The following is a 25,958-nucleotide window of genomic DNA, read 5'->3' as shown; positions in this document are numbered from 1 at the left end:
AGCATTAACGTTTATATGTTAATGCTGTTTTTTTATATTTTTAGTTCATCAGCAAGTTTTTCTAATGTATTTCGATCTTGTATATAATATGTTCGGCCTTCTTTTCTTAAATAATTTTGTTGGCAAAACTGATTTAATACATATAAAAGATGACGGTAGCTGACATTTAAATATTCCGAGGCCTCGGTATGCTTTTCTATATAACAATTATTTTGCTCTGTTAATAAAATAAAAGCAGCTAATCGATTTTCAAAAGGATAACTATAGTTTTTTGCGTAATTTTCAGTGCGAGTAATTGTCTTTTCTCCAATAAATTTACATAAGTGCTGTAAAAACGTTGCATCTTGTAATAAAAGTTGCTGACAATCTTTAAGAGGAAGTGCCAAACACACACAATCTTCTAGTACTTCAACGGACTTAGTAATATTTTCTACTCCTATTAAACCTAATTCTCCGATAAAAGATGGTGCTTGAATAAAATTAATTAATGAAACCTTCCCGTTTTTATGACTCATATATATTTTGGCTCTCCCAGAAATTAAGTAATAGAGATAAGGAAGAGCATTTCCTTCGCTACATATCATCTCTTTCGTTTGAAAAGAATGCAGCTCTACATATGGCAAGACATGAAATGAAAATAGGGTATGGAATTGATGGATTCGCATGTATTGATAAATTTCTTCCTCATTTTTGCTGATTTTCATATTTTCACCCCTATGTATAGTATGAGATATCTCCTATTATCTTTACAAGAAGGAATGATACGATTTATGTAAATTTGTTTTTGTAGAAAAGAGAGTGTGATGAATTTATGAAAAAATATAAAACATTGTTATTTGATGTAGATGATACATTACTAGACTTCCAAAAGGCTGAAAAATTGGCTTTACGGGTACTTTTTGAAGAAAAGGGAATCCCTTTAACAGACGAGATAGAGACTCGTTATAAAAAAATAAATAAAGGTCTTTGGGATGCTTTTGAAAAAGGTGAACTATCACGCAATGAAGTTGTAAATACACGATTCTCTCTGTTGTTTAAAGAGTATGGAGAAGAAGTAAATGGAATATTATTCGAAAATAATTATCGTAACTACTTAGAAGAAGGAAATCAACTCATGCAAGGTGCGTTTGAATTTATAAATCAAATTCAAGGGGAGTATGAATTGTATATAGTGACAAATGGTGTTTCTAAGACGCAAGATAAACGTTTGCGTAATGCAGGGTTACATTCATTATTTAAAGATGTCTTTGTTTCGGAAGATACAGGTTTTCAAAAACCGATGAAAGAGTATTTTGATTATGTTTTTGAACGGATTCCTAACTTTGCACCTGAAGAAGGGCTGATTATTGGGGATTCATTAAGCGCTGATATTAAAGGTGGATATGTAGCGGGAATTGATACTTGTTGGTTTAATCCAGAAAGGAAATTAAATGATAGTGGGATTATACCGACATATGAAGTGCATAATTTTGAGGAGTTAGAAGCTTTATTAAAGCAGCATGTGTAATAAAAATAGGCAGTGGAGCTTTCGTCCCCACTGCCTATTTTTATTAATTTTTATTTTCGTTATGTTTTGGGAGTGGAAAGGCATTCCCGATAGCAGCTGCACCAAGCATGGGCAATAGTAAATTAAGCGGGAAAAACATAAGTAATAGCAATGTTATAGCTATTGGCTTTCGTAACGCATAGCTTGAAATTGCTGTCGTTACGATGGCAACGGACGCTACTGGATCTATAGGAAGAATAGATGCTATAGCGTATCCAATACTTGATCCGGAAAATATAATTGGGAATATATGTCCACCCCGCCACCCTGTGTTCAAACAAACGGCAGTAATACACAACTTTAAAATCCCTGAAAGAAGTAGTATCCAAAAAGATAAATGGCTCCATTCAACAACTAACTCTTTTAATTGATGTTCCCCTGAAAATAATGTGTACGGAAGAAAAGTTCCTGCAATTCCTAATAAAATGCCACCGATAATTCCGAGTGTCAGCTTGTATTCCCTAAAAGGGTGAATTAACTTCTCTAATGTGAATTCTAACTTGAAATAAAAGAAACCAACTATAGCACCGATACTAGCAAGTGGAAGAAATGCGATCCATTCATTGAAAGAAAGTGCACCTTCCCCGAAATCAACAATAAAGGATCCACGATTATCGAGTTTACTCAGTAGTAAATAAACAGAAAAACCTGCGAAAGTAGTAGCTAAGTATACAATTGCCTTTTTTCCTTTAGAAAAAGCAGCAATTTGTTCCCCCTCATTTTCATTCGGTGCTAAATAACCGAATAATGGTGCGTTAAAAATGACACTTAAAGTAGCGCCAATTCCAATCTCGGTTAGCTCATTCATACCCTTTAAGGCAAATTTAAAGCGATCCCCTACCCATGTGCACAGTCCGCCTATAATTCCAACTAGTGCGGCTTCTGGACCAAGACTAGCTCCGAAAATTAAAACAATAATCGCTGTTAAAGTAGCCTGATGGACAAAGCGATATTCGATTCGACCAGTTTTTTTATATTCAGTCATCACTTCAGGCATAAGGCGTGGATATATACCGAAATATTTTTGTGATAGACCAACGAGGACCCCGCCAATTATTGTTACGCAAAGGGTGTAATAAGAGGGATAAGAGAGAACTTCAGGCAAGTATCCCCAAATAAAGTGGATTCCAATATTTATTGTGACTAAAAATAACCAGACTGTAGCTCCTACTATAGATCCTAGAAGAATGCCATATAGAGCAAGTATGTACTGCATATCTTTTTTATTTGTCATGTTATACCTCCGTTATGTAAATCTCAGTAGGGAAAAAGTGAAATATACTAGTGGAAAATGGATTGAATATATATAGTATCTTTTTGAGAGGACCGCCTATTCAACATATAGGCTGAATTTTAGAGAATTTGAATTTATAGGTTAAATTACTTATTTAATTTTATAGACTGATTTGAGTTTTTTAAAGGTCTTTTTTGAAATAGACTAGAATATATTTCTTTTGTTGCTTTATATGAAACTGTTAACATTTATTTTAGAACATTCAGAAAAACTGTTTGACATTAGGAAATTATTGCTATAAAATCAACGGTAATTGCATAGTCTTATCAAGAAAAGGTGGAGGGACAGGCCCGATGAAACCTTGGCAACAGCCGTATAACGGAATTGTGCCAAATCCTGCAGGTAGTAATCCTGAGAGATAAGAAAGAGCCTTTAGAGCGTGTTTTCAAACTGCTCCTTTCTTGTTTTCAGGAAAGGGGCAGTTTTTTATTTTGTATAAAAGAAAGGAGAATGAGAGATGGGAGAATCATGGGGAAAAGGAACGATTTGTGTGCAAGGTGGCTATACGCCAAAGAATGGTGAACCACGTGTTTTACCACTTTATCAAAGCACAACGTATAAATACGATACTTCGGATGATTTAGCAGCTCTATTTAACTTAGAGGCAGAAGGATATATTTATACGCGTATTGGAAACCCTACTCTAGCCGCATTTGAGCAGAAGTTATCAGATTTAGAAGGCGGTGTAGGAGCTGTTGCAACGGCTTCTGGGCAAGCAGCTATTATGCTCGCAGTTTTAAATATTTGTAGTAGTGGGGATCATTTACTTTGCTCTTCAACTGTTTACGGGGGAACGTTTAATTTATTTGGGGTGAGTTTACGTAAGCTTGGCATTGATGTTACGTTCTTTAATCCAAATTTAACGGCAGATGAAATTACGGCACTTGCTAACGATAAGACGAAACTTATCTATGCAGAATCATTAGGAAATCCAGCGATGAATGTTTTAAATTTCAAAGAATTTTCAGCTGCCGCTAAAGAATTAGAGGTACCTTTTATCGTTGATAATACATTAGCAACTCCTTATTTATGCCAAGCGTTTGAATATGGGGCAAATATTATTGTTCATTCTACGACTAAATATATCGATGGGCATGCGAGCTCTTTAGGCGGTATTGTAATTGACGGTGGAAACTTTGATTGGACAAATGGAAAATATCCTGAGCTTGTTGAACCAGATCCAAGTTATCACGGTGTAAGTTACGTTCAAAACTTTGGTGCAGCAGCATATATTGTGAAAGCACGTGTTCAACTATTAAGAGATTATGGAAATTGTATGAGCCCATTCAATGCATATATTAGCAATATTGGCTTAGAGACTTTGCATTTACGAATGGAGCGTCATAGCGAAAATGCTCTGGCAGTTGCTAAGTGGCTTGCTAATCATGAACGTATTGAATGGGTGAATTATCCGGGATTAGATAGTAATGAAAATTACTCGTTAGCACAAAAGTATTTGAAAAAAGGTGCTAGTGGGGTTTTAACATTTGGTATTAAAGGGGGATTAGAAGCAGCAAAAGAATTTATCGCAAATGTAAAACTAGCAACTCTTGTAACGCACGTAGCTGATGCACGAACTTGCGTTATACATCCCGCTAGTACGACGCATAGACAATTAAATGCTGAAGATCAGCGTTTAGCTGGTGTTACATCTGATTTAATTCGTTTATCAGTTGGTATAGAAGATGTTTCTGATATTATTGCAGATTTGGAAGCAGCTCTAGTTGGAGGCAAAACACATGCCGATCATAATTGATAAAGATTTACCGGCTCGCAAAGTGTTGCAAAAAGAAAATATTTTTGTAATGACGAAGGAGCGAGCAGAAACACAAGATATACGCGCTTTGAAAATTGCTATATTAAATTTAATGCCAACGAAGCAAGACACAGAGGCACAATTACTTCGCTTAATTGGAAACACACCGTTGCAATTAGATGTTCATTTACTTCATATGGAATCACATCTGTCTCGTAATGTAGCGCAGGACCATTTAACGAGCTTTTATAAAACGTTTCGTGATATTGAAAATGAAAAATTTGATGGGCTCATTATTACAGGAGCACCAGTTGAAACTCTTTCTTTTGAAGAAGTAGATTATTGGGAAGAGCTTAAACGTATTATGGAGTATTCAAAAACGAATGTAACATCTACGCTCCATATTTGCTGGGGGGCACAGGCTGGTTTGTACTATCATTATGGTGTTCCAAAGTATCCCCTTAAGGAAAAAATGTTCGGTGTATTTGAACATGAGGTTTGCGAGCAACATGTGAAATTGTTACAAGGATTTGATGAATTGTTTTTTGCTCCGCATTCTCGTCATACAGAAGTACGAGAGAATGATATTAGAGAAGTGAAAGAATTAACATTGTTAGCAAACTCTGAAGAAGCAGGTGTTCACCTTATTATTGGGCCAGAAGGAAGGCAAGTTTTTGCCCTTGGACATAGCGAATATAGTTGTGAGACGTTAAAACAAGAATACGAACGAGATCGTGACAAGGGATTAAATATTGATGTGCCAAAAAACTATTTTAAACATAATAATCCAGATGAAAAGCCGCTTGTTAGGTGGAGGAGTCATGGTAATTTATTGTTTTCTAATTGGTTGAATTATTACGTGTATCAAGAAACCCCTTATATATTGTAAAGAAAGATTGTGTAACACGTGGCAACGTTTTCCTTGTAAAGATCAACTTATATTTTTCCGAATGTTCAAAATACATTGTTTTTCAGATTTTTTACTCATATAATTTCATCTAAACACAATTTTTGAGGGGTGGACAGTACTATGAAAGAAATTCAAGTTGGGTTATTAGGTCTTGGGACAGTTGGCAGTGGTGTGGTTCGTATTATTACGGATCATCAAGAACGACTCATACACCAAGTAGGTTGTCCAGTTAAGGTAACGAAAGTATTAGTGCAAAACATTGAGAAAGAGAGAGAGGTAGAGGTACCTTCTACTCTATTAACACAAGATGCAAATGAAATTTTAGATAATCCAAATATTGATGTTGTCATCGAAGTGATGGGTGGCATTGATGATGCAAAATCATATATTTTACAAGCTTTAAAAAGCGGAAAGCATGTTGTAACTGCAAATAAAGACTTAATGGCATTACATGGAGCTGAATTATTAGCGACAGCAAAAGATAATAAGGCTGATTTATTCTATGAGGCGAGTGTGGCAGGAGGAATTCCAATTTTACGCAGTATCGTAGAAGGACTTTCTTCAGATCTTATTACGAAAGTAATGGGAATTGTAAATGGAACGACAAATTTTATTTTGACGAAAATGTCAGACGAAGGGAGAGCATATAACGACGTGTTAAAAGAAGCCCAACAACTTGGATTTGCAGAAGCAGATCCAACATCAGACGTAGAAGGTTTAGATGCAGCAAGAAAAATGACGATTTTAGCTACTCTCGGTTTCTCTACAAATGTAGAGCTTGGAGATGTGAAAGTAAAAGGGATTACCTCTATTACAGAGGAAGATATTGAATACAGTAAGAGCTTAGGTTATACAATTAAATTAATCGGTCTTGCAAAACGAGATGGTGAAAAATTGGAGGTTACAGTTGAACCAACTTTACTTCCAAATACACATCCTCTTGCGGCAGTACAAAATGAATATAACGCTGTGTATGTGTACGGTGAAGCAGTTGGAGAAACGATGTTTTATGGACCAGGCGCAGGAAGTTTACCGACAGCGACAGCTGTTGTTTCGGATTTAGTTGCTGTAATGCAAAATATTAGATTAGGGGTAACAGGAAATAGTGCTGTAGTCCCACAATATCAAAAAGTATTAAAAGAGCCAGACGAAATTGTCGTGAAAAAGTTTTTAAGACTTCATGTAAAAGACGAAATTGGTGTATTTGCAAAAATTACTTCATTGTTCTCTGAGCGTGGCGTTAGCTTTGAAAAGATTATTCAAATGCCGCTTGAAGAGAAAGGAAAGGCTGAAATTGTAATTGTAACGCATCGTGCGTCTCTTGCTGATTATGATTATATTCTACATACGTTGCAAGGGTATGAAGAAATCGATTGTTTAAAAGCGAACTATCGAATTGAAGGGGATGCTAAGTAGTATCTCTTACCATAAAACAGAAAGAGCCTATTAAGCAGCTTGCTTAATAGGCTCTTTTCTATTTAAAATCTGCGTACCAACTTGAATAAATGCTTGGATAATCCAGCCTGTTGTAAAGGATAAGATGATTGTTCCAAAATAGATAGGTCCATCTAATAAAAAGCTTAACGTTAAAAATAAAAAGGCTAATGAAATCTCTGTTCTTCTAAACGTCCATTTTTTCTTTTCAGCAACCGTTAAAACGAAAGCTTCTTGAGGCGCTGCGCAAAGGTTTGTAGAGACGTAAAGACCAATTCCAGCTCCAACGAATAGATTTCCGCAAATAAGTGTTATATATTTTGGAAGAGAGCGGATAGCGTCCATAATAGTTGTAATGGAACCAATCCAATCAACAAAAAGAGAAATAAGAACCATCGTTACAATTGTACCGATTGTAATTTGTTTTTTATTCCAAAAGAGTACGATAAGTGTAAAGGCAAAGTTAATCATGAAAATCCAAAAACCAATGCTTATCCCAAAATTTTGATATAGTGCAATAAAGAAGGAATCATAAGGACTAAGTCCAAAGGAAGTAATTGTTGTCATCATATTAATACCGATGGCAAGAATGAGTAAACCGCCAATGAAAAATATATATTCTAATTTGAATCGAAGCATAGTTGTATATCCTTTCTAAATGTATTTGCTAGGAAAGGATATATTGTGGAAAGCTTACCAGGTCAAGGGAGAATTTTTGTGAGAAGGGGAAAATGAGATGACAAATATAAGAAAGATTGCTGAACTTGCTGGAGTATCTGTTTCAACTGTTTCACGTGTACTAAATAATCATCCGTACGTAAATGAACAGAAACGAAAAGAAATTTTAGCAATTATAGAAGAATTAAATTACACGCAAAACGTGAATGCAATTCATTTAGTGAAAGGAAAAACGAATGTAATTGGCGTTTTATTGCCACACGTAAATGATCAATATTATAGTGCTATTATCGAGGGGATATCAAAAGAAACAGCAAAGAATAATTATAATATGATGCTTTGCCAGACAAATTATAGCGAAGAAAGAGAACTAGAAATTTTAAATATGTTAAAAATGAAAAAGCTTGATGGGGTTATTATTTGTTCTCGGACAAATAGTAAGGAGAAGCTTGAAGAATATACGAAATTCGGCCCGATTGTTATGTGTGAAGAAATAGATTCGAAGTATATTTCAAGTGTCCATATCGATTACTACAAAGTATTTTCACGTGGGATGAAAAGCTTAATAGATGCCGGTCATACACGTATTGGATATTGTATTGGAAGAAGTAATAGCGTTAATAGCCAAAGACGAAAGAAGGCGTACGGAGATTCGCTTCAACAGAGTATCGTAACATCGTTAGAGACCTGGAAATTTGAGGGGTGTTTTACAGTGGAAGATGGGCGCAATGTAATTAGAGAATGGGCTCATATGTCAGTAAAACCGACGGCGTTCCTTGTATCTTGTAACCATATTGCAGCGGGGATGGTTACAGAAGCAAAAAAACAAGGAGTTCGTATTCCAGAGGATATTACGATTATCGGGTGTGATGATCAAGAGGTGGCAGATATATTGGGTATAACGACGATTTCGCATTCTAGTAAAAACGTTGGAGTGAAAGCGTTTGAATTATTATATGAAAAGATTAATGAAGAGAAATTAGATGTGAAGCATATAGAGTTATTACCAGAGTTAGTAGATAGAGAAACGACATAATTGAGAAGGTGTGAAAATCGCTTTTCAAAATTTCGTTTGGTATAATTATGGACAATCTATGAGGGCTAAAAGGGGTTTTGATATGAGATCAAAAGTAGTAAAAGTAATTCTACTCATTACAATTGCATCTTTCTGTTTATTTGCATATGGCTTTGTTTCAGGTGTAAATGATGTATTAAATCCGAAAGCTTCAAATTTAATTAAAAAGACCGATGTAGTGGCAAAAGAGAAAAAGAAAACGGGAACGTTACAAATCGTTAGTTTAGGTGATTCATTAACGCGTGGCGTTGGTGATAAAGAAGGAATTGGCTATGTTGGGCGAATGAAAGAGGATTTACAAAAAGATTATAAGCAAAAAATTGCATTAACAAATTTAGCAGTTAGTGGTGCAAAAATGCCCGATTTATTAAAACAAATTGAGAGTAGTGGCGCTCAATATTCAATTAAGCAAGCAGATGTAATCGTGTTAACGATTGGCGGGAATGATTTGTTCCCAGGCTGGGAATCGCTCGGGAAAATAGATTTAGAGACGTATCGTCCTGATACAGAAACGTTTCAAAATGAAGCAAAGAAAATTATAGAAGAAATTCGTAAATTAAATGCAAATAGTCCGATTTTTTGGCTTGGTTTATACAATCCTTTTGAAGATGTAGAAGATTTAAAAGGGTCTTCAAACATTGTTGTGGACTGGAATGCATCTTTAGAGAAGTTAGCGCTAAACGATAAAAATGTGTATATTACACCGACATTTGATTTATTCCAAAACCGCGGGAAAGATTTATTATACTCTGATCATTTTCATCCGAATGAAGTAGGTTATACGTATATGGCAGAACGTTTAGTTCAAAATGTTGTAAGTAAATTAAAACTAGAACAAGGAGGGGTAAAATGACGACGATACTTTCCGTACGAGACTTGAAGAAGGTAATTGGAAACAAGACTCTTGTAGAGAATATTTCCTTTGATGTAAAGCAAGGAGAAGTGTTCGGGTTCCTAGGACCAAACGGTGCTGGAAAGACGACTACCATTCGAATGTTAGTCGGATTGATTAAGGCGACAGAAGGTAAGATTTCTATCGGTGGTTATTCGATTAAGGAAAATTTCAGAGAAGCGATGCGTCAAATTGGGAGTATCGTTGAAAACCCAGAGTTGTATACATATTTAACAGGATGGGAAAATTTAAAGCAATTTGCTCGTATGTTAGGTGATATATCAGATGAACGTATTATTGAAATTGCTGAAATGGTTCATTTAGATGAAAGAATTCATGACAAGGTAAAAACGTACTCACTTGGTATGAAACAACGCCTTGGAATTGCACAGGCGCTCCTTGGGAATCCTAAATTGCTTATATTAGATGAGCCAACGAATGGTTTAGATCCAGCAGGGATTAGAGAACTTAGGGAATTTATACATAAGCTTGTGAAAGAAGAAAATATGAGCGTGTTTATTTCAAGTCACTTGCTAAGTGAAGTGCAAATGATATGCGATCGCGTTGCTATTATTCATAAAGGAAAGATGATAACAGTTGCCAAGGTTGAAGAATTAATTAAAACAGCAAGTGATCGTGTAGAATGGATTGTTACACCAATTTCTAAGGCGAAAGATATGCTAGAAGCGGCCGAGGAAATAAGAGAAGTGAGTGTAAAAGGCGAGCGATTACTATGCCGCATGGATATTGCATCTATAAGTAGTTGGAATAAAAAATTTGTAGAAAATGAAATAGATGTACATAGCGTTAAGGAGCTTGTATTTACGCTAGAAGATTTATTTATTGAACTCACAAGGGGTGAGCAGCATGCGTGAATTTGCGAATCTAGTTTTAAATGAATCAGAAAAGATTTACCGTAAGAAACGTATTTTTGTTGTCATGCTTATTTTAGCAATCTTGATCCCGCTTTTTGTGTACGCGCAGTATCGTGAAATAGAAACGACACAAAAAAGACTCGGTACAACTGATTGGAAGGTTTCATTGCAACAGCAAATTGTTGATTCTCAGAACCGGTTGAACAATTCTAGGTTGCCAGAAGAATGGCGTGATTGGTTAAAGGTAAGAGTTGAGCAACAACAATATTATTTAGATCATGATATTAACCCGATGGCACCGGGTGCACCGACTTTTGTCAGAGCATTTATTGAACAAGGAATTACATTGTTTATTCCGCTTCTCGTAATGATTGTCGCTATTGATATCGTTTCAGGAGAACGAAGTGATGGGACAATGAAGATGTTACTTACGCGGCCGATTCGGCGCTGGAAAATACTCCTTAGTAAATACGTGACGATGTTATTTTTCATTTCGCTCATACTGTTTCTTGTAGGTTTGTTTGCTTACATATTATCAGGGCTTGTATTTGGATACTCGGGATGGAATTTACCTGTTTTAACAGGATTCGTCATTGATAAGGAAACGTTAAATACGAACTTTGTGCATCTTATTCCGCAGTGGCAATACATCTTAATGGCGTATGGACTAGCCTGGTTTGTTGCTATCGTTGTCGGAACTATATCATTTATGGTCTCTGTTTTAATTCGTAATACACCAGCTGGTATGGGCGTTATGCTAGCTGCATTAATTGCAGGCGGTATCTTAAGCTCGTTCGCAACATCTTGGGAAGGTGCGAAATATATTTTTAGCGTGAATTTATCATTAACGGATTATTTATCAGGAAAATTACCTGCATTACAAGGCTTATCAATGGGATTTTCTTTGATGAATTTAACTGTTTGGGCAGTTGTTTCCCTTATTATTTCGTTCTTAGTATTTACAAAACAGGATATGTTGAATTAATTAGACAGGAAGTGACAGTATGGAAAATGTTTTAAAGAATGATTGGGGACCATTATTGGCACCAGAATTTGAGAAAGAGTATTATCGTACTCTATCCAGTTTTTTGACAGAAGAGTACAGCACGCATGTTGTTTATCCGAAGGTAGAAGATATTTTTAACGCTCTTCAGTATACAAGTTATGAAAATACAAAGGTTGTTATTTTAGGACAAGATCCATATCATGGACCGAATCAAGCGCATGGTTTAAGTTTTTCTGTACAACCTGATGTTAAAACACCACCATCATTGTTAAATATGTATAAAGAACTTCGAGATGAATATGGTTATGAAATCCCGAATAACGGTTATTTAGTAAAATGGGCGGAACAAGGAGTATTACTACTAAATACCGTATTAACAGTTCGTCAAGGCGAAGCAAATTCTCATAAGGGAAAAGGGTGGGAGCACTTCACAGATCGTGTGATTGAACTGTTGAACGAACGTGCAAAGCCAGTTGTTTTCATATTGTGGGGGCGCCATGCGCAGGCGAAGAAGAAGTTAATTACGAATCCGAATCATCATATTATCGAATCTGTACATCCAAGCCCATTATCGGCAAGACGTGGTTTCTTTGGTAGTAAGCCATACTCTAAAGTAAATACGATTTTAGCTAATATGGGAGAAAGAGAAATTGATTGGGAAATTCCAAATTTATAAATAGAAAAGGTAGTTAACAGTCGTTAACTACCTTTTTATTATTGTTGTTCGTTCTTTAATTTTGCATCTAGTACAAAAGTACCAAATGGGATAACTGATGAAACAAATGCTCCAAGTGCCCATAAAATTGATTTACGGTGTACGATTGTTACTTGAATTACTGCAAAGATGAATAGAATAAACAGAACACCATGAGCCATGCCTGTAATTTTAACAGCTGTTGCAAATCCTGCGAAATATTTCAATGGCATTGCTACAAATAATAGTAATAGGAAAGAAATACCCTCAACTAGTCCAATTGCTCTTAATCGTCCGATTGGTGTAGATAACATAAAGTAGCCTCCTTTAACGTATGCTTGTATATAGTAAATTTGTATTCTTTTTCAAAATAAAATAGTCTATTTTGTTTCATTATATACAAAAAGAAAGTTTACACTACGAGAATAGTGCAAAGTTCAAAATATAGTCACAAAAGCATGAGAATTTAAATAAAAACCTATTTGAAGTATTTGACTTCAAATAGGTTTTGTGAATGAAAATATTAAACAAGTACATCCGTTTTTAAAACGAATTTCTCTACAACTTTTGCGACACCATCATTCATATTTGTATCTGTTACGTAGTTTGCAATTTCTTTAATATCATCAGGTGCATTGCCCATTGCAACACCAAGACCAGCAAATTCAATCATTGCTTGGTCGTTATAGCTATCGCCCATTGCGATAACTTCTTCACGCTTAATGCCAAGCTTTTGAATCAGTTTGTTTAAGCTCGTTCCTTTTGTAACACCGGCTTCAGTAAATTCTAAGAAGAATGGTTTCGAACGCATCACGCTTAATTGGCCTTCTAGTTGTTGTTGAAGTTTCTTTTCAACTTCAACAAGGCGTTCAGCTTCTTTATTCATTAATACTTTTACTACAGGCTCTTTAACTGCGGCTTTAAAGTCATCTACTACAACAATTGGCATACCAGTAATATCGCCCTCAATTTCAGTATAAGGATTATTTTCTTCCGTTACGATATCATCGCCCATATAAGTATGAATCCATACATCTTCAGTTTTACTAATTTCAAATAGGTTGTGAACGATTTCAGGAGATAGTGTACTACTAAAGATTTCTTCGTTTGTTTTACAGTTAATAATTTTTGCGCCATTAAAAGATAGAATGAAACTGCCGTATTCTTCTAAGCGAAGTTCTTTGGCTACATTGCGCATACCAAACGTTGGACGTCCAGAAGCAAGTACAACCTTTACCCCTTGCTCTTGTGCAGTCATTAACGCTTCTTTCGTACGAGGTGAAATAGTATGGTCATCACGTAATAAAGTATCATCTAAATCTAAAACAATCATTTTATAAGTCATATAGAAAATTCCTTTCTTTAATTGAAATCAAAATACATGTTCATGAAGATGTTGAGGAATAATAGTAAGACATCAAACCTCTTTGAAAAGAAGTAGATAAATCATTATGAGTGTGTTGCTCATAATATCGGTTAATAATCATTGGGGATGGATAAAACCCCAATGATTCAAGTTTGATTTTATCGTAACAACTCTAAAGGTAGAGTGCAATAATGGAAGTTTTCCAATTTACGATATTTGTTTTGCTGTGGAACGAGAAAATAGTATTTCTAGCAAAATGGCCATTACAGATCCAAGAACGAGACCGTTACTTAAAAACGATGCTAGAAATGGTGGAAGTGTGGAATATGCTCCTGCTGGAACAAACATAACTCCGACTCCTGTGAAGATTGAAAGACCGGCTACTTTAAATAATTGTTCTTTATCCTGGACAGTTTCGTATTCTCGAAAGGCGAGGCCAATCATGCTTGCGAATACAGGATAAATAGCGGCATAACCAACTGCAACAGGGATTGCTGCAAAGAATGAAGTAATCTTTGGGAATATACTAACGACAATAATAAAGCTTGACCCTAATATAAAAGGGAGACGTTTATAAATATTAGTCGTTGCAATAAAACCTGCTGATCCAGAAATAGCGACAGGTCCAATAGCTGAAAACAGGCCGCCTAGCAATTGGTTGATTCCTGTTATAATGCCGGCTTGTTTAAAACGATCTGATGCAGCATTTTCTTCATATTTAGAGACAACCTTTTGTACAACGCGAATACTTGCTAACATATTTGTTAGAAGTAAGAGTGTAACAAATATGACCGTAATTACCATGTTCCATTCAACACGAGGCATGCCGAAAACAAATAAGGACGGAAAACGAATTATGTCTGTCACTGGTGTTATTGGATTAGATAATCCGAAGCATGCGAATAATATCCAGCCGCATATGATACTGAAAAGAACGGAATATTGTCCAATAATAGGTAGCTTCATGATGAAAAAGGATAGTAAAATAACAATGAGTGAAAGAATAAATACGTTAGGTTGTACTTCTGTATGTTTTCCATCAAGGCCAAACATTCCCTTTAAGAAGGAGCCACTGAGTTGCGCGACAAGAAGAAATAAATACGTTCCAATGACTGTCGGTGTAAAATAGCGAACGAGTTTATCAATAAGTCCAAAAACGCTAAGAATAATACAAATAATACCGCTTAATAAGAAAGCATATTGAAGAACTTTAAGTGTCTCATTGCTTGATCCAAATAATACGACGCCTAAACTTGCGTAAAGGGAGAAAATTCCCCACCAAAGGCCAGCAGGACCTTCTTGAATAGGAAGTTTATGCCCAAATATAGCTTGCAAGAGACCAGCAAAGCCTAGAACAAATAATGTTCTTTGTACGAATGCAATGGCTTCAGCGCCATCAAGACCGTAACTAGTTGCGACACTAATTGGTACAATAAGGCTTCCAGCTAAAATAAATAGTGCCCATTGTAAGGCGGAAAGAAATGTCTTCATTATATCAACCTCTTTCATAGATTCCGTATCTAGTATATACGTATTTTATTTCCACTGGCAAAGATTGTAGATAGAGAAAAGAGTTGAAACACGGTATGAATGCACGTAAGCAATTATGGATAGCAGTTATATGTATGACTTTTGTTGTAATTCTAGGAACGATAGGATTTATGACAATTGAAGAGATTAGTTTGTTTCAAGCATTTTGGATGACGATGATTACTGTATTGACTGTTGGATACGGAGATGCCGTTCCTGTAACGCAAGCAGGGAAAGTATTTGCGCTCCTTATTATTCCTGTTGGTGTAGGTATTGTTACGTATGCAATTGGGGTAGTGGCAGCTATGATTATTGAAGGGAATTTATTTCATGCAGTACGGAGGAAGAAGATGGATAAACAAATAGCGCAGTTGAAAAATCATATTATAGTATGTGGTTGCGGTAGAGTGGGGCTTCAAGTTGTACATGAATTGCAAGAAAAGAACATTCCATTTGTCGTTGTTGATAAAGATGAAAGTATATTGGAGCAGGAAAAGCTTTTATTTGTACATGGAGATGCAACGGAAGATCAAGTATTACATAATGCCGGAATTTTAAAAGCAGCTGGTTTAGTTGCTATTGTTGCAAATGATGCCGAAAATGTATTTATTACATTAACAGCAAGAGGATTAAACGATACGATTAAAATTGTGGCGAGATCTGAAAAGCCAGAAACTGAAGAGAAATTAAGGCGTGCTGGTGCAAATAAGGTTATTAATCCATCTAGTATGGCAGGTATTCATATAGCAAAAGGTATTGCAAATCCATTAACCGTTCATTATATTGATACAGTGTTGTATGGAGTAGAACAGTCATTTGTCATTGAAGAAATTCTAGTTGGCAAAGATTCAATACTAGTCGGTAAATCGTTACTAGAGAGTAATGTAAGGAATCAGTTTGATGTAACGATATTAGCGATTTCAAGAAATGGTAATATTATACATAATCCAACAGGGCAGGAAAAATTACAAGAACATGATATGATAATAGTATTTGGTTCAGTAGAGAAACTGGGACAATTTGAGAAAGAATTACAAAGTACGAGGTGATAAGGAATGCAAATATCTAGTGACAAGATTTTAAATAAAATGGCGAATGAAATTGCGAAGGCGAAAAGTAGCGAAGGACAAAAGTCAAAAGAACATTTATTAGTTGTGCGTGCTTTATGCGATTTACTATTAGATGAACAGGTTGAATCTTCTACGTATAGGGAGCCGCAAATTCAATCGCAAGTAATTGGATCACAGCCTATAACAACAGTTCAACCAGTTATACCAGTTTCTGGAGAACCTGTGTATATAAAAGAAGAAGGTGCAAATGGTAATTCTTTATTTGATTTTTAAGAATTAAATCGTTTGGCTTATATGAAAAAATTGCTTATGATAAAGGTAAAAAAGGGGAATTAAGATGAAAATTTTCTTTTTACTAGGTTGTATTGCAGCGGGGCTATCTGTTGCGTTAGGGGCCTTTGGAGCACACGGTTTAGAAAATAAAATTTCTGCGAAAATGTTAGAAGTTTGGAAAACAGGCGTTACATATCAGATGTTTCATGCAGGTGGATTATTCGTAGTTGCTTTATTGATGGATAAGGTTCAATCATCACTTTTAACTACTGCTGGTTGGCTAATGGTAGCTGGGATTATTATGTTCTCAGGTAGTTTGTATGCATTAAGTACGACAGGCATTAAGTTCTTTGGCCCAATTACACCTCTTGGTGGTGTAGCGTTTATTGTGGCGTGGATTCTAGTAGGGACTGCAGTTGTAAAAGGATTATAAAAAACAAAAGCTGGCATTTGCCAGCTTTTTTTATGGTCTTGGAGTATAAGTTGCTTGTTGACTAGGTAAATACGTAATTTCTTCTGGAAATTCTACGTAATCTAAGTAGATCATTAATAGTAAATAGCGTTTTCCTGATTGCGGTTCACTAATAACGATATGGTCACGGCCGGCTGCTTCAATAATACCTGTATAAGATTGTGTACCAAGGGAACTGCCACGTTCATAAGTCATTACAACTGTAGCTTGCTTACCTTTGTTTAAACGAAGGATATTTTCAATATAGGATTGCTCTAGAGGTAACATGCCTTGAGAAATTGCATATTGAGCTTGCGCAGCTTGAGCTGTTTGTTGTTGCATTGCTTGCTGTTGTTGTTGAGTCATTTGTTGTGGTTGGACATAAGTTCCAGATGGTTGATAAAAACCTGTTCCATAGTACGGATTTTGTTGCTGTGCCATTCAAAAATCCCTCCTCATTTTCATCTCTTAATATACGCTAGGACAGTCTTCACCAGATGGTTGGAAGAAGCAGTGCTTTTTGAAGCGACCAGAGTTTTGTTGGTTATACCAAGTTGGTGGACAAGGACCTTCAGGTCTAAAGAACCATAAGGCAAAGTTAGCGGGCCAAAAACGTTGTCCTTGAATAGTTCGCCTTGCTAAGGCGATATCTTGTTCACGGGCTCTTTGATAAAAATATCCTTTTTGTGTTGCCTCAAAACCACCAGGATTTTGATACACCATTTGACGTAAATTACGAATACTTTTAAAGTCTAAACAATTTCCGCGGACACGATTTACCCCAACGTTTCCGACCATTAACATTCCTTGTTGCCCTTCTCCTTCGGCTTCAGCACGCATCAGTCTAGCTAACAACTTTACATCTGCTTCGTTATAAGCAATAACACCCATTATGTGTCACCTCTCTTTTTGTAATACCTTTTGGAAAGAGGTTTATTTCTAGATGAAGTGTGGAACAATTACTAGTTCATACGTATGAGAAAAAGGACTCAGATATGACAACCAAACGAAGTTTTACATTGAGAGAGGAAAATAAAAAAAGCTAGCGTGAGCTAGCTTTTCATCATTAAAATACTTTAGACCATAAGTTTGAGAAGAAATCTCCAATAGAGCGCATTGTTAGCACAAACCAATTTGCTTTTTCAACTTCCTCTGTTGTTTTTGCAGTAACTTTCATACTTTTACTACCGTCTAAGAAACCATATTTATCAATTGATTCTAAAGTAATTGAGCCTACTTTAGCATCTTTCTTAACAGGAGCAACTAAATGTCCATCTTCAGCAAGAGATTTATCTAATTCAGTCCCAATTTTATAAGGATCTTTGCTACCTTTTTTCGCAATTACTGTTATTTCTTTTTCAGGTGCAACCGTTACTTGATCTTCTTTCCCTTTTACTACAGAGATTGTGTTATTTTTATCAACCTTGAGCTTTTGTTTTTCGAAGTTATTAAATCCATATTCGATTAATTCACGAGATTCTGTGAAGCGCTCGTCCATTGATTTCGTTTTAATAATAACCGAGATAAGACGTAAATCACCGCGTTTCGCAGTAATAGTAAATCCATATCCAGCTGTATCAGAACTTCCTGTTTTTAAACCATCAGTACCTTCATAAGCGAAGGCAGCTCCTGGTAACATCCAGTTCCAGTTTTCCATACGAATTGGTTTTGGATGATTGTCTGGGAAGTTTCTAAATCTTTGTTTTGTATCCTCTAGCATTTCTGGATACTTTGTAATCATTACTTTTGAAAGTATACCCATATCGCGAGCTGACATAGAGTTTTCTGCATTTGGATCAGTACCCTCGGGATGTTTCCCTTTTAAGTCAGCGTTATTTAAACCAGTAGCGTTTACAAATTTATATTTCTTTAACCCTAGTTTTTTTGCATGTTCATTTGCAAGATTTAAGAAGTTTTTCTCACTTTCTGCAAGTAGCTCTGCTAAAGCAATACTAGACCCGTTTGCAGAGAAGATAACAATAGAATGATATAATTCTTTTACAGTATATTGACGTCCTTTCTCAAATGGTACGTTAGAGAATTCATTATTACGTGAGACTTCATAAGCGTAATCGGAAATATTTACTTTCGTATCCCAAGTAATTTTCCCTTCTTTAATTGCTTCTAAAACAGCGTAAACAACAATTAATTTTGACATACTAGCAATAGCTAGCAGTTCGTCTGGGTTTTGTTCATGCAGTATTTTCCCTGTATCTGCATCAAATAGAAGTGCAGCAGCAGCTTCTATTTGTATTTTTTCTTCCGCATGGGATGTTGTTACTTCTAAGGAAGAAATTGACAATAGAAGCGCTAGTAAAATAGACAAGATTTTCTTCATATAAATTATCACCTTCGCATCGTTATTAGCATATAGCTCGTACCATTTTAGCATGAATTTGGATATAGAAAAGTTACAATTTTGTAAGGAATTTGTCGGTTTTTGTTCGAATTTGCGGGAAAAAGGAGTTTTTTGAGGAGAAATATAGAGGGAAATAAAAAAAGGAACGAATTTCGTCCCTTTTTCAATATTATATGTGTAAAAATTTCTCTACTTTTTCGTCTGGTAAGATGTTTCCAACGAAGAATGTTCCGAATTCACCATAACGAGCACTTACTTCATCAAATCGCATTTCATATATAAGTTTCTTAAATTGAAGAACATCGTCAGCGAATAATGTTACGCCCCACTCGAAATCATCGAATCCAACAGATCCTGAAATAACTTGGCGTACTTTCCCTGCGTATTGGCGACCAATCTTGCTGTGACTGTACATCATTTTTTTACGCTCTTCCATAGGAAGCATGTACCAGTTGTCATCACCTTGGCGACGCTTATCCATTGGATAGAAGCAAATATGATTTGCTTTCGGTAATTCAGGATATAAGCGAGCTAAAATTTGTGGATTTTGATATGGATCCTCATCAGCTGGAAGGTAGTTGCTTAGTTCAACAACAGATACGTAAGAATATGCAGGAACCATATATTCAGCTAATGTTGTTTTATTCAATTCTGTCTCAATTTCATTTAACTCTTCCATTGTTGGACGTAAAATCATAAGCATAATATCAGCTTTTTGACCAACAACTGTATACATTGCGTGACTACCTTTTTTCGCAGTAGCTACTTCGTTCCATTTTTCAACGACATTTAAAAATTCAGACACTGCTTGTCCGCGTTCGTCGCTAGATAATGTTTTCCATGCAGCCCAATCAATAGAACGTAAATCATGTAAACAATACCAGCCATCTAACGTTGTTGTTGCTTCACTCATTCTATTCACCTCAGTTAATGATAGTTTTACACGTTAACTATAGCATATATAGTTTTAAAATCATCTATATAAAACCTTGGCGCATAAAATTGTCACATTTAAGTGTTTAAGCGAGGTGAATTTAACGGCTGAATTTTATGAAAATATAATCATTTTTATTTTATCTATTTTTTGGGAGCTATAAGTTTAAAATATAGAAGAAAAGCAGTATTCTTAAAGATAGAGTTTTTTAACATATGTAGGAGGGTTTATTCGTGAGCAACTTATTTACAACAGTAAAAGAAAAAGTTCAAGGAAAAGGCATTTCTATCGTACTTCCTGAAGGAACTGATGAAAGAATTTTAGGCGCTGCAGAGCGTTTAGCAAAAGAAGAGTTAGTAAAACCAATCTTAGTTGGTAATAAGGAAGAAATTAGCGCAAAAGCTGCTAGCATGAATTTAACATTAGCAGGCGTTGATATTTACGACCCAGCTACATACGAAGAAATGGATGCAATGGTAGCATCTTTCGTTGAACGCCGTAAAGGTAAAGCAACTGAAGAAGACGCTCGCAAAATCCTTAAAGACGAAAACTACTTCGGTACAATGCTTGTATACATGGGCAAAGCACACGGTTTAGTAAGTGGTGCAGCTCACTCTACAGCTGATACAGTTCGTCCGGCACTTCAAATTATTAAAACAAAACCAGGCGTTACAAAAACTTCTGGCGTATTCATCATGGTACGTGAAGAAGAGAAATATGTATTCGCTGATTGCGCAATTAACATTGCACCAAACAGCCAAGATTTAGCTGAAATCGGTATCGAAAGTGCGAAAACTGCTGAGTTATTCGGCATTGATCCACGTGTTGCTATGTTAAGCTTCTCTACAAAAGGTTCTGCGAAATCTCCAGAAACAGAAAAAGTTGTAGAAGCAACTCGCATTGCAAAAGAAATGGCTCCTGAGTTAACTTTAGATGGAGAATTCCAATTCGATGCTGCATTCGTACCATCTGTAGCTGAGAAAAAAGCTCCAGGTTCTACAATTAAAGGTGATGCTAACGTATTCGTATTCCCAAGCTTAGAAGCTGGTAATATCGGCTACAAAATCGCTCAACGTTTAGGTAACTTCGAAGCAGTAGGACCAATCTTACAAGGTTTAAACATGCCTGTAAATGACCTGTCTCGTGGATGTAACGAAGAAGAAGTGTACAAGTTAGCTTTAATTACAGCAGCTCAAGCACTTTAATTCTAAAATGAATTAGTATGGAAAATGACCACCCTTAGGGTGGTCATTTTTATTTTTCTAAGCCAAGTGCTTTATTATTACGATCAATAATACGTTGTAAATTCGTCTCATATAAAGGAATCTCATCTATTGTTAATTGAGATGGTGTTAACTTTGGAGCGAATTGCTGCAATGTTTTTAAAAGACGCATCATTAAATCTTGTACTGTAATGGTTTCGCCAAGTAATTCTGAGAGTGAGGCCATCGTACTTGGTACAATTTCAGGGTACGTAAAGCGTGTTTCTTTTCCTTGAATTGCTAGGTTGTAGAAATCACGAACGAGTGCGGCACGCTCAGAGCCACTTCCGGTAGCACAGAGATAAATTTGGACAGCGACACCGCCGCGAATACGACGTTGTGAAATACCAGCGAATTTTTGATCGCGAATACTTAAGTCATAACTACCAGGACAGTAAGAGCCAACAATTTCTTTTGCCTCGATAGTAACGTTGTAATCCTTTAACATCTCCTTAATTAAATGCCACATCGTATCGTATCCAAGATCAATATCGATACCTTTTTCTGTTTCTTGGAATAAAAGTGATACGTTTAAAACACCTTCATCAAGCACGACTGCAAGCCCGCCAGAATTACGAACAATAACATTGAAGTTGTGTTGTTTTAAAAAAGAAATACCTTCTTCTAAATGCGGAAGGCGTGAATCTTGAATGCCAAGGACAATTGTATTGTGATGAACCCAAGAACGCATTGTTGCGGCTGACTTGCCATTTCCAATGCTTGTGCATAATGTGTCATCCATTGCGAATGACTGAAGTGCGTGGAATGTTGGTCCCAAACTAGACTGATCTACAATGCGCCACTCTGGCTGAGATAAAATGGAACGGGAATTGCTCATATAACTAACCCCTTATCTTTAAAATGACAATCTCTATTATAGCAAAAAATGAAGAATGGAGTTTTCTCACATATAAAGGGGGAGCTTAAAGGTGAAATAATAAAAAGGATGCATTACATGCATCCTTTTTATTCTGCAATTTTTTCTAAATTACCGTTTCGGTCCATTCGGAAAGATGTTTGAGAACGTTCTTCGTCATCCATGACTGCCAATTTACGAGCTCGGTTCATAATGTTCATAAGTGTTTCGTAATCTTCTTGTACAGTATGAGATTGCTTTTCTAACTTTTCTAGTTTCTTTTCTAGTTCCTCATTCCGAAGGATTTGTGCTTTAATTTCTTGTTTCAATCTCGTATTCTCGTTTTCAAGAGCTGTCACTTTTATATTTGAAGATCCGACTGTTTGTAAAAAATAAATAACATCTTGCATTGTCATAGAGCTTCTTGCAGCAGGAGCAGTAGATTCTTGATATGGAATAGCTTCTTTATATTGTACGATTGATTCCTCTTGTACTAATTCTTCATAATCAGTTATCGAATCTGAAGCTGGTGGTGTATAAAGTAAACGTTTTTTCGCTTGTTCACCGCTTGCAGCACGCATTTTATCTTTACGATGTTTTTTTGCTAGTTGAAGAGCTTGTTCATAGCTATAGCGAACGACAGCATTCCAGCGGAAACCACAAGCAGCAGATGTACGATTTAACTGATCTCCTACTTCCTCAAATGCATTTAATTGCGTACTTCCTTCTCGAACATGACGAAGTACCGTTTCAGCAAGTAATAAATCATCCTCATCTGTCCAAGCATCTTGTCTTACTTTCATAGATTCAACTCCCTTTCTTTTTATGAACTTCCTATTTTTATAATGGGCAAAAAAATAAACTTTTATACAAAGCTTTTAAAAATATGGTAGATTTCGATGAAAGGTAAAAATTTTCCCATGAATGGTGAGCGCTTCTGTAGGAGAGCATATAAATATGTAGCATTATGTAGAGAATAGGCTTTGTAGGGAAACTTGCAACGAGCTTCAAAGAGCGGTAAAATACCATTTAGTGTTTATTTTTAAACGAACTTGAGAAAAGTTTAAAATAGAGGAAGTGTTATATAATGGGAAACGAATTTCGCGTGTGCGATGACTGTCAGGCAACGAACGTTAAAACGTTAGTTCCGAAGTTAAAAAAAGTAGATTCATGTGCAACGATTGAAGTTGGATGTCAGTCTTACTGTGGTCCTGGTCGTAAAAAATCATTCGCATTTGTAAATAACCGTCCAGTTGCGGCTCCAACAGAAGATGAGTTAATCGTAAAAATTGAAGCAAAGTTAAATAAGTAAGAAAAAGAAGAGTGAAAAGATTACTCTTCTTTTTTTATGCCCATAAGAGGAAAGATTTATTCTGCGAAAGTACTCTTGTGTGGACGAACGTTTTCTAAAGGATGGATATAACTTTTGTATTAAAGTTCCAATTTATATAAATTTATATTTCAAAATAATGGTTGACAGTCTTTTAAAGCGATAGGTAGAATAGAAGTGTCTGATTCTGAGAATCATTATCAGGAAAATAACAATTCACCTAATTTTTTTATTACTATTTGAGAATAAATTTCATTTTAATAAATATATGTTGTTGGTTAGGATGGTTGAGGGATGGAAGCGAGCGCAAGCAGTATAGAACAGCAAGAAGAGAATGTTAAAGAGATTAAGAGCAGACCGCTCATCGCTTCTATTATTTTAGTAGCGGGTACAGTTTTGTTAGCTTTAAGCATGGCAGTTTCTATTTCTTTTGGGGCTGCAGATATTAGTTTAAAGACTGTATGGCAAGCTGTATTTCAGTTTGATGGATCTATTACACATCATAACGTAATTCAAGAGCTTCGCATGCCTAGAGCAATAGGGGGCGTAGTTGCAGGTGCCTTTTTAGCGGTATCAGGAGCAATTATGCAAGGCATGACGCGAAATCCACTTGCTTCACCATCGTTAATGGGAATTACAGATGGGGCTGTATTTGGAATTGCAATTATGTATGCATTTTTCCCTAATTCACCTTATTTAATGTTTGTTATCGCATCTTTTATTGGAGCTGCGTTTGGTGCAAGCATTGTATATGGAATTGGGTCTTCTTCACCAGGTGGATTAACACCTGTGAAATTAGCTTTAGCAGGTGCAGCTATTAGTGCTTTATTAGGGGCAATTTCATCTGGAATCGCATTGTATTTTAATCTTGCCCAAGAGGTGAGCATGTGGAATGCAGGCGGAGTTGCTGGAGTGAAATGGCAAAGTATTAATATGTTAGTGCCAATTGGCCTTGTTTGTCTTTTTATCGCAATTATGATGTCGAGATATATTACAATTTTGAGCTTCGGTGAAGAAATTGCAATTGGACTTGGTCAAAATACGACATTAATTAAATTTATCGGAACAGTACTTGTTCTTGTTTTAACGGGTTCCGCAGTTTCCATGGCAGGATCAGTAGGGTTTGTTGGTCTTGTAATCCCGCATATGACTCGTTTCCTTGTAGGCTCGGACTATAGATGGGTTATTCCATGTTCTGCGGTCTTAGGCGGGCTGTTAATTGAATGTGCAGATATGTTATCTCGCGTTATTAACCCGCCATTTGAAACGCCAATTGGAGCAATTACAGCGCTAATTGGGGTTCCATTCTTCCTCTACTTAGCACGTAATGAAGGGAGAGGAAAGATGTGAGGACGAGTGTCTTAACAAAAAAGAACATTTCTATATTAACGATTTTAGTAGGACTAATCGTTTCTATATTTCTTATTAGTTTAAATACAGGAACTTTTAAAATACCCCCAATGGACGTATTAAAGTCATTGGTTGGACTAGGGGCTGAAGATCAGTCTGTTATTTTATTTGAATTCCGTATGCCGCGTATGGTAATTGCTATACTAGTCGGATCTGCTTTAGCTATGTCAGGTGCGATTTTGCAAGGTTTATCACGAAATCCACTTGCTGATCCAGGTATTATAGGGATTAATGCTGGAGCGGGATTAACAGTTGTTATATTCGTCTACTTCTTCTTCGGGAAAGTAGGGACTGGTACATTTTTATCTGTATTCATTCTTCCATTTTTCGCACTAGTTGGAGCGATATTAGCAGCGGTAATTATTTATTTATTAGCATGGAAAGACGGCGTTTCATCGACTCGATTAATACTAGTCGGTATTGCCGTTGCAGCTGGATTTGGAGCTGTTAGTTTAATTTTCTCTATGAAGATGACATCTAACGATTTTCGTTTTGCTACGATTTGGCTGGCGGGAAGTCTGTGGGGTACAGATTGGAAATTCGTATTAAGTGTACTTCCATGGATGGTTATTTTCTTACCGCTTGCTATAAGTAAAGCACACATATTAAATGTAATGAACCTAGGCGATTCTACAGCAGTTGGCCTTGGTGTAAATGTAGAAAAAGAAAGACGTAAATTATTATTTATTGCAGTTTGTTTAGCGGGTGCATCTGTTGCTGTTGCCGGTGGAATTGGCTTTATCGGTTTAATGGCCCCGCATTTAGCAAGGCGCCTTGTTGGTGGCAAACATCAAATCATGTTGCCCACAGCTGCGCTAATAGGAACGTTTTTACTTTTATTCGCAGACGTAATTTCAAGAAGTGTACTAACAACTTCAGAAATACCAGTCGGTCTTGTTATTTCTGTAATTGGTGCACCGTATTTCATTTATTTACTTATGAGGACAAAATAAAGGG

Annotated in this window: 28 protein-coding genes and 1 riboswitch; of the genes, 16 read left to right on the top strand and 12 right to left on the bottom strand. The window is 36.1% G+C overall.

Going from position 1 to position 25,958, the window contains the following annotated elements:
• Nucleotides 1-32: 32 nt before the first annotated feature.
• Nucleotides 33-704 carry a transcriptional regulator YeiL gene (locus H6481_RS07880; RefSeq protein WP_000703327.1) on the bottom strand — a complete coding sequence of 224 codons (672 nt, stop codon included), beginning with the start codon at nt 702-704 and terminating at the stop codon, nt 33-35.
• A 107-nt stretch (nt 705-811) separates the two neighbouring features.
• Here H6481_RS07880 and H6481_RS07875 point away from each other — a divergent pair, with 107 nt between their 5' ends.
• Nucleotides 812-1,507 (top strand): YjjG family noncanonical pyrimidine nucleotidase, encoded by a 696-nt coding sequence (locus H6481_RS07875; protein ID WP_182811363.1) that lies wholly within the window; start codon nt 812-814, stop codon nt 1,505-1,507.
• A 43-nt stretch (nt 1,508-1,550) separates the two neighbouring features.
• On the opposite strand, the gene H6481_RS07870 is transcribed toward H6481_RS07875, so the two are convergent.
• The gene (locus tag H6481_RS07870; protein WP_075718655.1) at nt 1,551-2,780 is read right to left on the bottom strand and encodes a chloride channel protein; all 1,230 of its coding nucleotides are present in this window, start codon (nt 2,778-2,780) and stop codon (nt 1,551-1,553) included.
• Between the two features lie 320 nt (nt 2,781-3,100).
• Nucleotides 3,101-3,205, top strand: a riboswitch (SAM riboswitch).
• A 92-nt stretch (nt 3,206-3,297) separates the two neighbouring features.
• On the opposite strand from H6481_RS07870, the gene H6481_RS07865 reads away from it, so the two are divergent.
• From H6481_RS07865 to H6481_RS07855, 3 genes are all read left to right on the top strand, one after another.
• Nucleotides 3,298-4,596, top strand: a complete 1,299-nt coding sequence (locus H6481_RS07865) for a bifunctional O-acetylhomoserine aminocarboxypropyltransferase/cysteine synthase (protein WP_000504786.1) — start codon at nt 3,298-3,300, stop codon at nt 4,594-4,596.
• On the top strand, nt 4,580-5,485 hold the full coding sequence (metA, locus tag H6481_RS07860) for a homoserine O-succinyltransferase (protein ID WP_182811360.1): 906 nt from the start codon (nt 4,580-4,582) through the stop codon (nt 5,483-5,485). The genes H6481_RS07865 and metA overlap by 17 nt, the downstream gene beginning before the upstream one ends.
• Nucleotides 5,486-5,626: 141 nt before the next feature.
• Nucleotides 5,627-6,922 (top strand): homoserine dehydrogenase, encoded by a 1,296-nt coding sequence (locus tag H6481_RS07855; RefSeq protein ID WP_000659109.1) that lies wholly within the window; start codon nt 5,627-5,629, stop codon nt 6,920-6,922.
• A 30-nt stretch (nt 6,923-6,952) separates the two neighbouring features.
• Here H6481_RS07855 and H6481_RS07850 read toward each other — a convergent pair whose 3' ends face one another.
• Nucleotides 6,953-7,579: a YitT family protein gene (locus H6481_RS07850; RefSeq protein WP_000943411.1), complete on the bottom strand. Its 627-nt coding sequence runs from the start codon at nt 7,577-7,579 to the stop codon at nt 6,953-6,955.
• Between the two features lie 97 nt (nt 7,580-7,676).
• On the opposite strand from H6481_RS07850, the gene H6481_RS07845 reads away from it, so the two are divergent.
• Genes H6481_RS07845 through H6481_RS07825 form a run of 5 tightly spaced genes read left to right on the top strand, consistent with a single transcriptional unit; the run spans nt 7,677 to nt 12,142 of the window.
• Nucleotides 7,677-8,654, top strand: coding sequence for a LacI family DNA-binding transcriptional regulator (locus tag H6481_RS07845; RefSeq protein ID WP_065485973.1), 978 nt, complete (start codon nt 7,677-7,679; stop codon nt 8,652-8,654).
• A 10-nt stretch (nt 8,655-8,664) separates the two neighbouring features.
• The gene (locus H6481_RS07840; protein ID WP_015055217.1) at nt 8,665-9,546 is read left to right on the top strand and encodes an SGNH/GDSL hydrolase family protein; all 882 of its coding nucleotides are present in this window, start codon (nt 8,665-8,667) and stop codon (nt 9,544-9,546) included.
• The gene (locus tag H6481_RS07835; protein ID WP_000207730.1) at nt 9,543-10,460 is read left to right on the top strand and encodes an ABC transporter ATP-binding protein; all 918 of its coding nucleotides are present in this window, start codon (nt 9,543-9,545) and stop codon (nt 10,458-10,460) included. The genes H6481_RS07840 and H6481_RS07835 overlap by 4 nt, the downstream gene beginning before the upstream one ends.
• The gene (locus H6481_RS07830) at nt 10,453-11,445 is read left to right on the top strand and encodes an ABC transporter permease subunit (RefSeq protein ID WP_001206475.1); all 993 of its coding nucleotides are present in this window, start codon (nt 10,453-10,455) and stop codon (nt 11,443-11,445) included. Before H6481_RS07835 ends, H6481_RS07830 begins: the two co-directional genes overlap by 8 nt.
• A 19-nt stretch (nt 11,446-11,464) precedes the next feature.
• Nucleotides 11,465-12,142: a uracil-DNA glycosylase gene (locus tag H6481_RS07825; RefSeq protein ID WP_000432541.1), complete on the top strand. Its 678-nt coding sequence runs from the start codon at nt 11,465-11,467 to the stop codon at nt 12,140-12,142.
• Between the two features lie 38 nt (nt 12,143-12,180).
• Here the strand turns inward: H6481_RS07825 and H6481_RS07820 are convergent, their stop codons facing one another.
• The 3 genes from H6481_RS07820 to H6481_RS07810 form a co-directional block, all read right to left on the bottom strand.
• Entirely contained in the window at nt 12,181-12,474 is a 294-nt protein-coding gene (locus H6481_RS07820; protein WP_000953396.1) for a DUF3817 domain-containing protein, read from the bottom strand.
• Nucleotides 12,475-12,683: 209 nt separating this feature from the next.
• A complete protein-coding gene (locus H6481_RS07815) occupies nt 12,684-13,505 on the bottom strand; it encodes a Cof-type HAD-IIB family hydrolase (RefSeq protein WP_000221387.1) in 822 nt (273 codons plus the stop codon).
• A gap of 228 nt (nt 13,506-13,733) precedes the next feature.
• Nucleotides 13,734-15,017 carry a purine/pyrimidine permease gene (locus H6481_RS07810; protein WP_000847031.1) on the bottom strand — a complete coding sequence of 428 codons (1,284 nt, stop codon included), beginning with the start codon at nt 15,015-15,017 and terminating at the stop codon, nt 13,734-13,736.
• Nucleotides 15,018-15,112: 95 nt separating this feature from the next.
• Here H6481_RS07810 and H6481_RS07805 point away from each other — a divergent pair, with 95 nt between their 5' ends.
• From H6481_RS07805 to H6481_RS07795, 3 genes are all read left to right on the top strand, one after another.
• On the top strand, nt 15,113-16,105 hold the full coding sequence (locus H6481_RS07805) for a potassium channel protein (RefSeq protein ID WP_000993985.1): 993 nt from the start codon (nt 15,113-15,115) through the stop codon (nt 16,103-16,105).
• Between the two features lie 6 nt (nt 16,106-16,111).
• Complete coding sequence (locus H6481_RS07800; RefSeq protein ID WP_001167346.1) at nt 16,112-16,399, top strand: YwdI family protein; 288 nt, start codon at nt 16,112-16,114, stop codon at nt 16,397-16,399.
• 64 nt (nt 16,400-16,463) lie between these two features.
• Entirely contained in the window at nt 16,464-16,832 is a 369-nt protein-coding gene (locus tag H6481_RS07795; RefSeq protein ID WP_000688315.1) for a DUF423 domain-containing protein, read from the top strand.
• A 30-nt stretch (nt 16,833-16,862) separates the two neighbouring features.
• Here the strand turns inward: H6481_RS07795 and gerQ are convergent, their stop codons facing one another.
• The 4 genes from gerQ to hemQ all read right to left on the bottom strand — a co-directional run bounded on the left by gerQ (nt 16,863) and on the right by hemQ (nt 20,122).
• Nucleotides 16,863-17,291, bottom strand: a complete 429-nt coding sequence (gene gerQ, locus H6481_RS07790; protein WP_000068652.1) for a spore coat protein GerQ — start codon at nt 17,289-17,291, stop codon at nt 16,863-16,865.
• A 27-nt stretch (nt 17,292-17,318) separates the two neighbouring features.
• Nucleotides 17,319-17,741 carry a cell wall hydrolase CwlJ gene (gene cwlJ / locus H6481_RS07785; RefSeq protein WP_000538155.1) on the bottom strand — a complete coding sequence of 141 codons (423 nt, stop codon included), beginning with the start codon at nt 17,739-17,741 and terminating at the stop codon, nt 17,319-17,321.
• 175 nt (nt 17,742-17,916) lie between these two features.
• Nucleotides 17,917-19,188, bottom strand: coding sequence for a serine hydrolase (locus H6481_RS07780; protein ID WP_071731534.1), 1,272 nt, complete (start codon nt 19,186-19,188; stop codon nt 17,917-17,919).
• Between the two features lie 190 nt (nt 19,189-19,378).
• On the bottom strand, nt 19,379-20,122 hold the full coding sequence (gene hemQ / locus H6481_RS07775; protein ID WP_001287595.1) for a hydrogen peroxide-dependent heme synthase: 744 nt from the start codon (nt 20,120-20,122) through the stop codon (nt 19,379-19,381).
• Nucleotides 20,123-20,376: 254 nt separating this feature from the next.
• Between hemQ and pta the strand changes: the two genes are divergently transcribed.
• On the top strand, nt 20,377-21,348 hold the full coding sequence (gene pta, locus H6481_RS07770) for a phosphate acetyltransferase (protein WP_000067215.1): 972 nt from the start codon (nt 20,377-20,379) through the stop codon (nt 21,346-21,348).
• 49 nt (nt 21,349-21,397) lie between these two features.
• Here the strand turns inward: pta and H6481_RS07765 are convergent, their stop codons facing one another.
• Together H6481_RS07765 and H6481_RS07760 are read right to left on the bottom strand one after the other, a co-directional pair.
• On the bottom strand, nt 21,398-22,243 hold the full coding sequence (locus tag H6481_RS07765; RefSeq protein ID WP_000071945.1) for a biotin/lipoate A/B protein ligase family protein: 846 nt from the start codon (nt 22,241-22,243) through the stop codon (nt 21,398-21,400).
• A gap of 128 nt (nt 22,244-22,371) precedes the next feature.
• The gene (locus H6481_RS07760) at nt 22,372-23,064 is read right to left on the bottom strand and encodes an RsfA family transcriptional regulator (RefSeq protein ID WP_000868358.1); all 693 of its coding nucleotides are present in this window, start codon (nt 23,062-23,064) and stop codon (nt 22,372-22,374) included.
• Between the two features lie 284 nt (nt 23,065-23,348).
• On the opposite strand from H6481_RS07760, the gene H6481_RS07755 reads away from it, so the two are divergent.
• From H6481_RS07755 to H6481_RS07745, 3 genes are all read left to right on the top strand, one after another.
• The gene (locus tag H6481_RS07755; RefSeq protein WP_000526079.1) at nt 23,349-23,573 is read left to right on the top strand and encodes a DUF1450 domain-containing protein; all 225 of its coding nucleotides are present in this window, start codon (nt 23,349-23,351) and stop codon (nt 23,571-23,573) included.
• Nucleotides 23,574-23,885: 312 nt separating this feature from the next.
• Nucleotides 23,886-24,941, top strand: coding sequence for an iron ABC transporter permease (locus H6481_RS07750; RefSeq protein ID WP_000388296.1), 1,056 nt, complete (start codon nt 23,886-23,888; stop codon nt 24,939-24,941).
• Nucleotides 24,938-25,954: an iron ABC transporter permease gene (locus tag H6481_RS07745; RefSeq protein WP_001260757.1), complete on the top strand. Its 1,017-nt coding sequence runs from the start codon at nt 24,938-24,940 to the stop codon at nt 25,952-25,954. The genes H6481_RS07750 and H6481_RS07745 overlap by 4 nt, the downstream gene beginning before the upstream one ends.
• Nucleotides 25,955-25,958 lie beyond the last annotated feature (4 nt).

Source organism: Bacillus sp. ME78 (assembly GCF_903970865.1).
GTDB lineage: Bacteria > Bacillota > Bacilli > Bacillales > Bacillaceae_G > Bacillus_A > Bacillus_A cereus.
Note: the sequence above shows the minus strand (reverse complement) of the source record. Positions and strands in the feature narration are given on the sequence as shown.

Coding starts and splice junctions, on each gene's coding strand:
- H6481_RS07755 (WP_000526079.1), top strand. CDS start 23,349: ATGGGAAACGAATTTCGCGTGTGCGATGACTGTCAGGCAACGAACGTT.
- H6481_RS07855 (WP_000659109.1), top strand. CDS start 5,627: ATGAAAGAAATTCAAGTTGGGTTATTAGGTCTTGGGACAGTTGGCAGT.
- hemQ (WP_001287595.1), bottom strand. CDS start 20,122: ATGAGTGAAGCAACAACAACGTTAGATGGCTGGTATTGTTTACATGAT.
- H6481_RS07870 (WP_075718655.1), bottom strand. CDS start 2,780: ATGACAAATAAAAAAGATATGCAGTACATACTTGCTCTATATGGCATT.
- H6481_RS07880 (WP_000703327.1), bottom strand. CDS start 704: ATGAAAATCAGCAAAAATGAGGAAGAAATTTATCAATACATGCGAATC.
- H6481_RS07875 (WP_182811363.1), top strand. CDS start 812: ATGAAAAAATATAAAACATTGTTATTTGATGTAGATGATACATTACTA.
- H6481_RS07805 (WP_000993985.1), top strand. CDS start 15,113: ATGAATGCACGTAAGCAATTATGGATAGCAGTTATATGTATGACTTTT.
- gerQ (WP_000068652.1), bottom strand. CDS start 17,291: ATGGCACAGCAACAAAATCCGTACTATGGAACAGGTTTTTATCAACCA.
- H6481_RS07845 (WP_065485973.1), top strand. CDS start 7,677: ATGACAAATATAAGAAAGATTGCTGAACTTGCTGGAGTATCTGTTTCA.
- H6481_RS07825 (WP_000432541.1), top strand. CDS start 11,465: ATGGAAAATGTTTTAAAGAATGATTGGGGACCATTATTGGCACCAGAA.
- H6481_RS07810 (WP_000847031.1), bottom strand. CDS start 15,017: ATGAAGACATTTCTTTCCGCCTTACAATGGGCACTATTTATTTTAGCT.
- H6481_RS07765 (WP_000071945.1), bottom strand. CDS start 22,243: ATGAGCAATTCCCGTTCCATTTTATCTCAGCCAGAGTGGCGCATTGTA.
- H6481_RS07820 (WP_000953396.1), bottom strand. CDS start 12,474: ATGTTATCTACACCAATCGGACGATTAAGAGCAATTGGACTAGTTGAG.
- H6481_RS07835 (WP_000207730.1), top strand. CDS start 9,543: ATGACGACGATACTTTCCGTACGAGACTTGAAGAAGGTAATTGGAAAC.
- metA (WP_182811360.1), top strand. CDS start 4,580: ATGCCGATCATAATTGATAAAGATTTACCGGCTCGCAAAGTGTTGCAA.
- cwlJ (WP_000538155.1), bottom strand. CDS start 17,741: ATGGGTGTTATTGCTTATAACGAAGCAGATGTAAAGTTGTTAGCTAGA.
- H6481_RS07830 (WP_001206475.1), top strand. CDS start 10,453: ATGCGTGAATTTGCGAATCTAGTTTTAAATGAATCAGAAAAGATTTAC.
- H6481_RS07760 (WP_000868358.1), bottom strand. CDS start 23,064: ATGAAAGTAAGACAAGATGCTTGGACAGATGAGGATGATTTATTACTT.
- H6481_RS07780 (WP_071731534.1), bottom strand. CDS start 19,188: ATGAAGAAAATCTTGTCTATTTTACTAGCGCTTCTATTGTCAATTTCT.
- H6481_RS07815 (WP_000221387.1), bottom strand. CDS start 13,505: ATGACTTATAAAATGATTGTTTTAGATTTAGATGATACTTTATTACGT.
- H6481_RS07750 (WP_000388296.1), top strand. CDS start 23,886: ATGGAAGCGAGCGCAAGCAGTATAGAACAGCAAGAAGAGAATGTTAAA.
- H6481_RS07800 (WP_001167346.1), top strand. CDS start 16,112: ATGCAAATATCTAGTGACAAGATTTTAAATAAAATGGCGAATGAAATT.
- H6481_RS07850 (WP_000943411.1), bottom strand. CDS start 7,579: ATGCTTCGATTCAAATTAGAATATATATTTTTCATTGGCGGTTTACTC.
- H6481_RS07795 (WP_000688315.1), top strand. CDS start 16,464: ATGAAAATTTTCTTTTTACTAGGTTGTATTGCAGCGGGGCTATCTGTT.
- H6481_RS07865 (WP_000504786.1), top strand. CDS start 3,298: ATGGGAGAATCATGGGGAAAAGGAACGATTTGTGTGCAAGGTGGCTAT.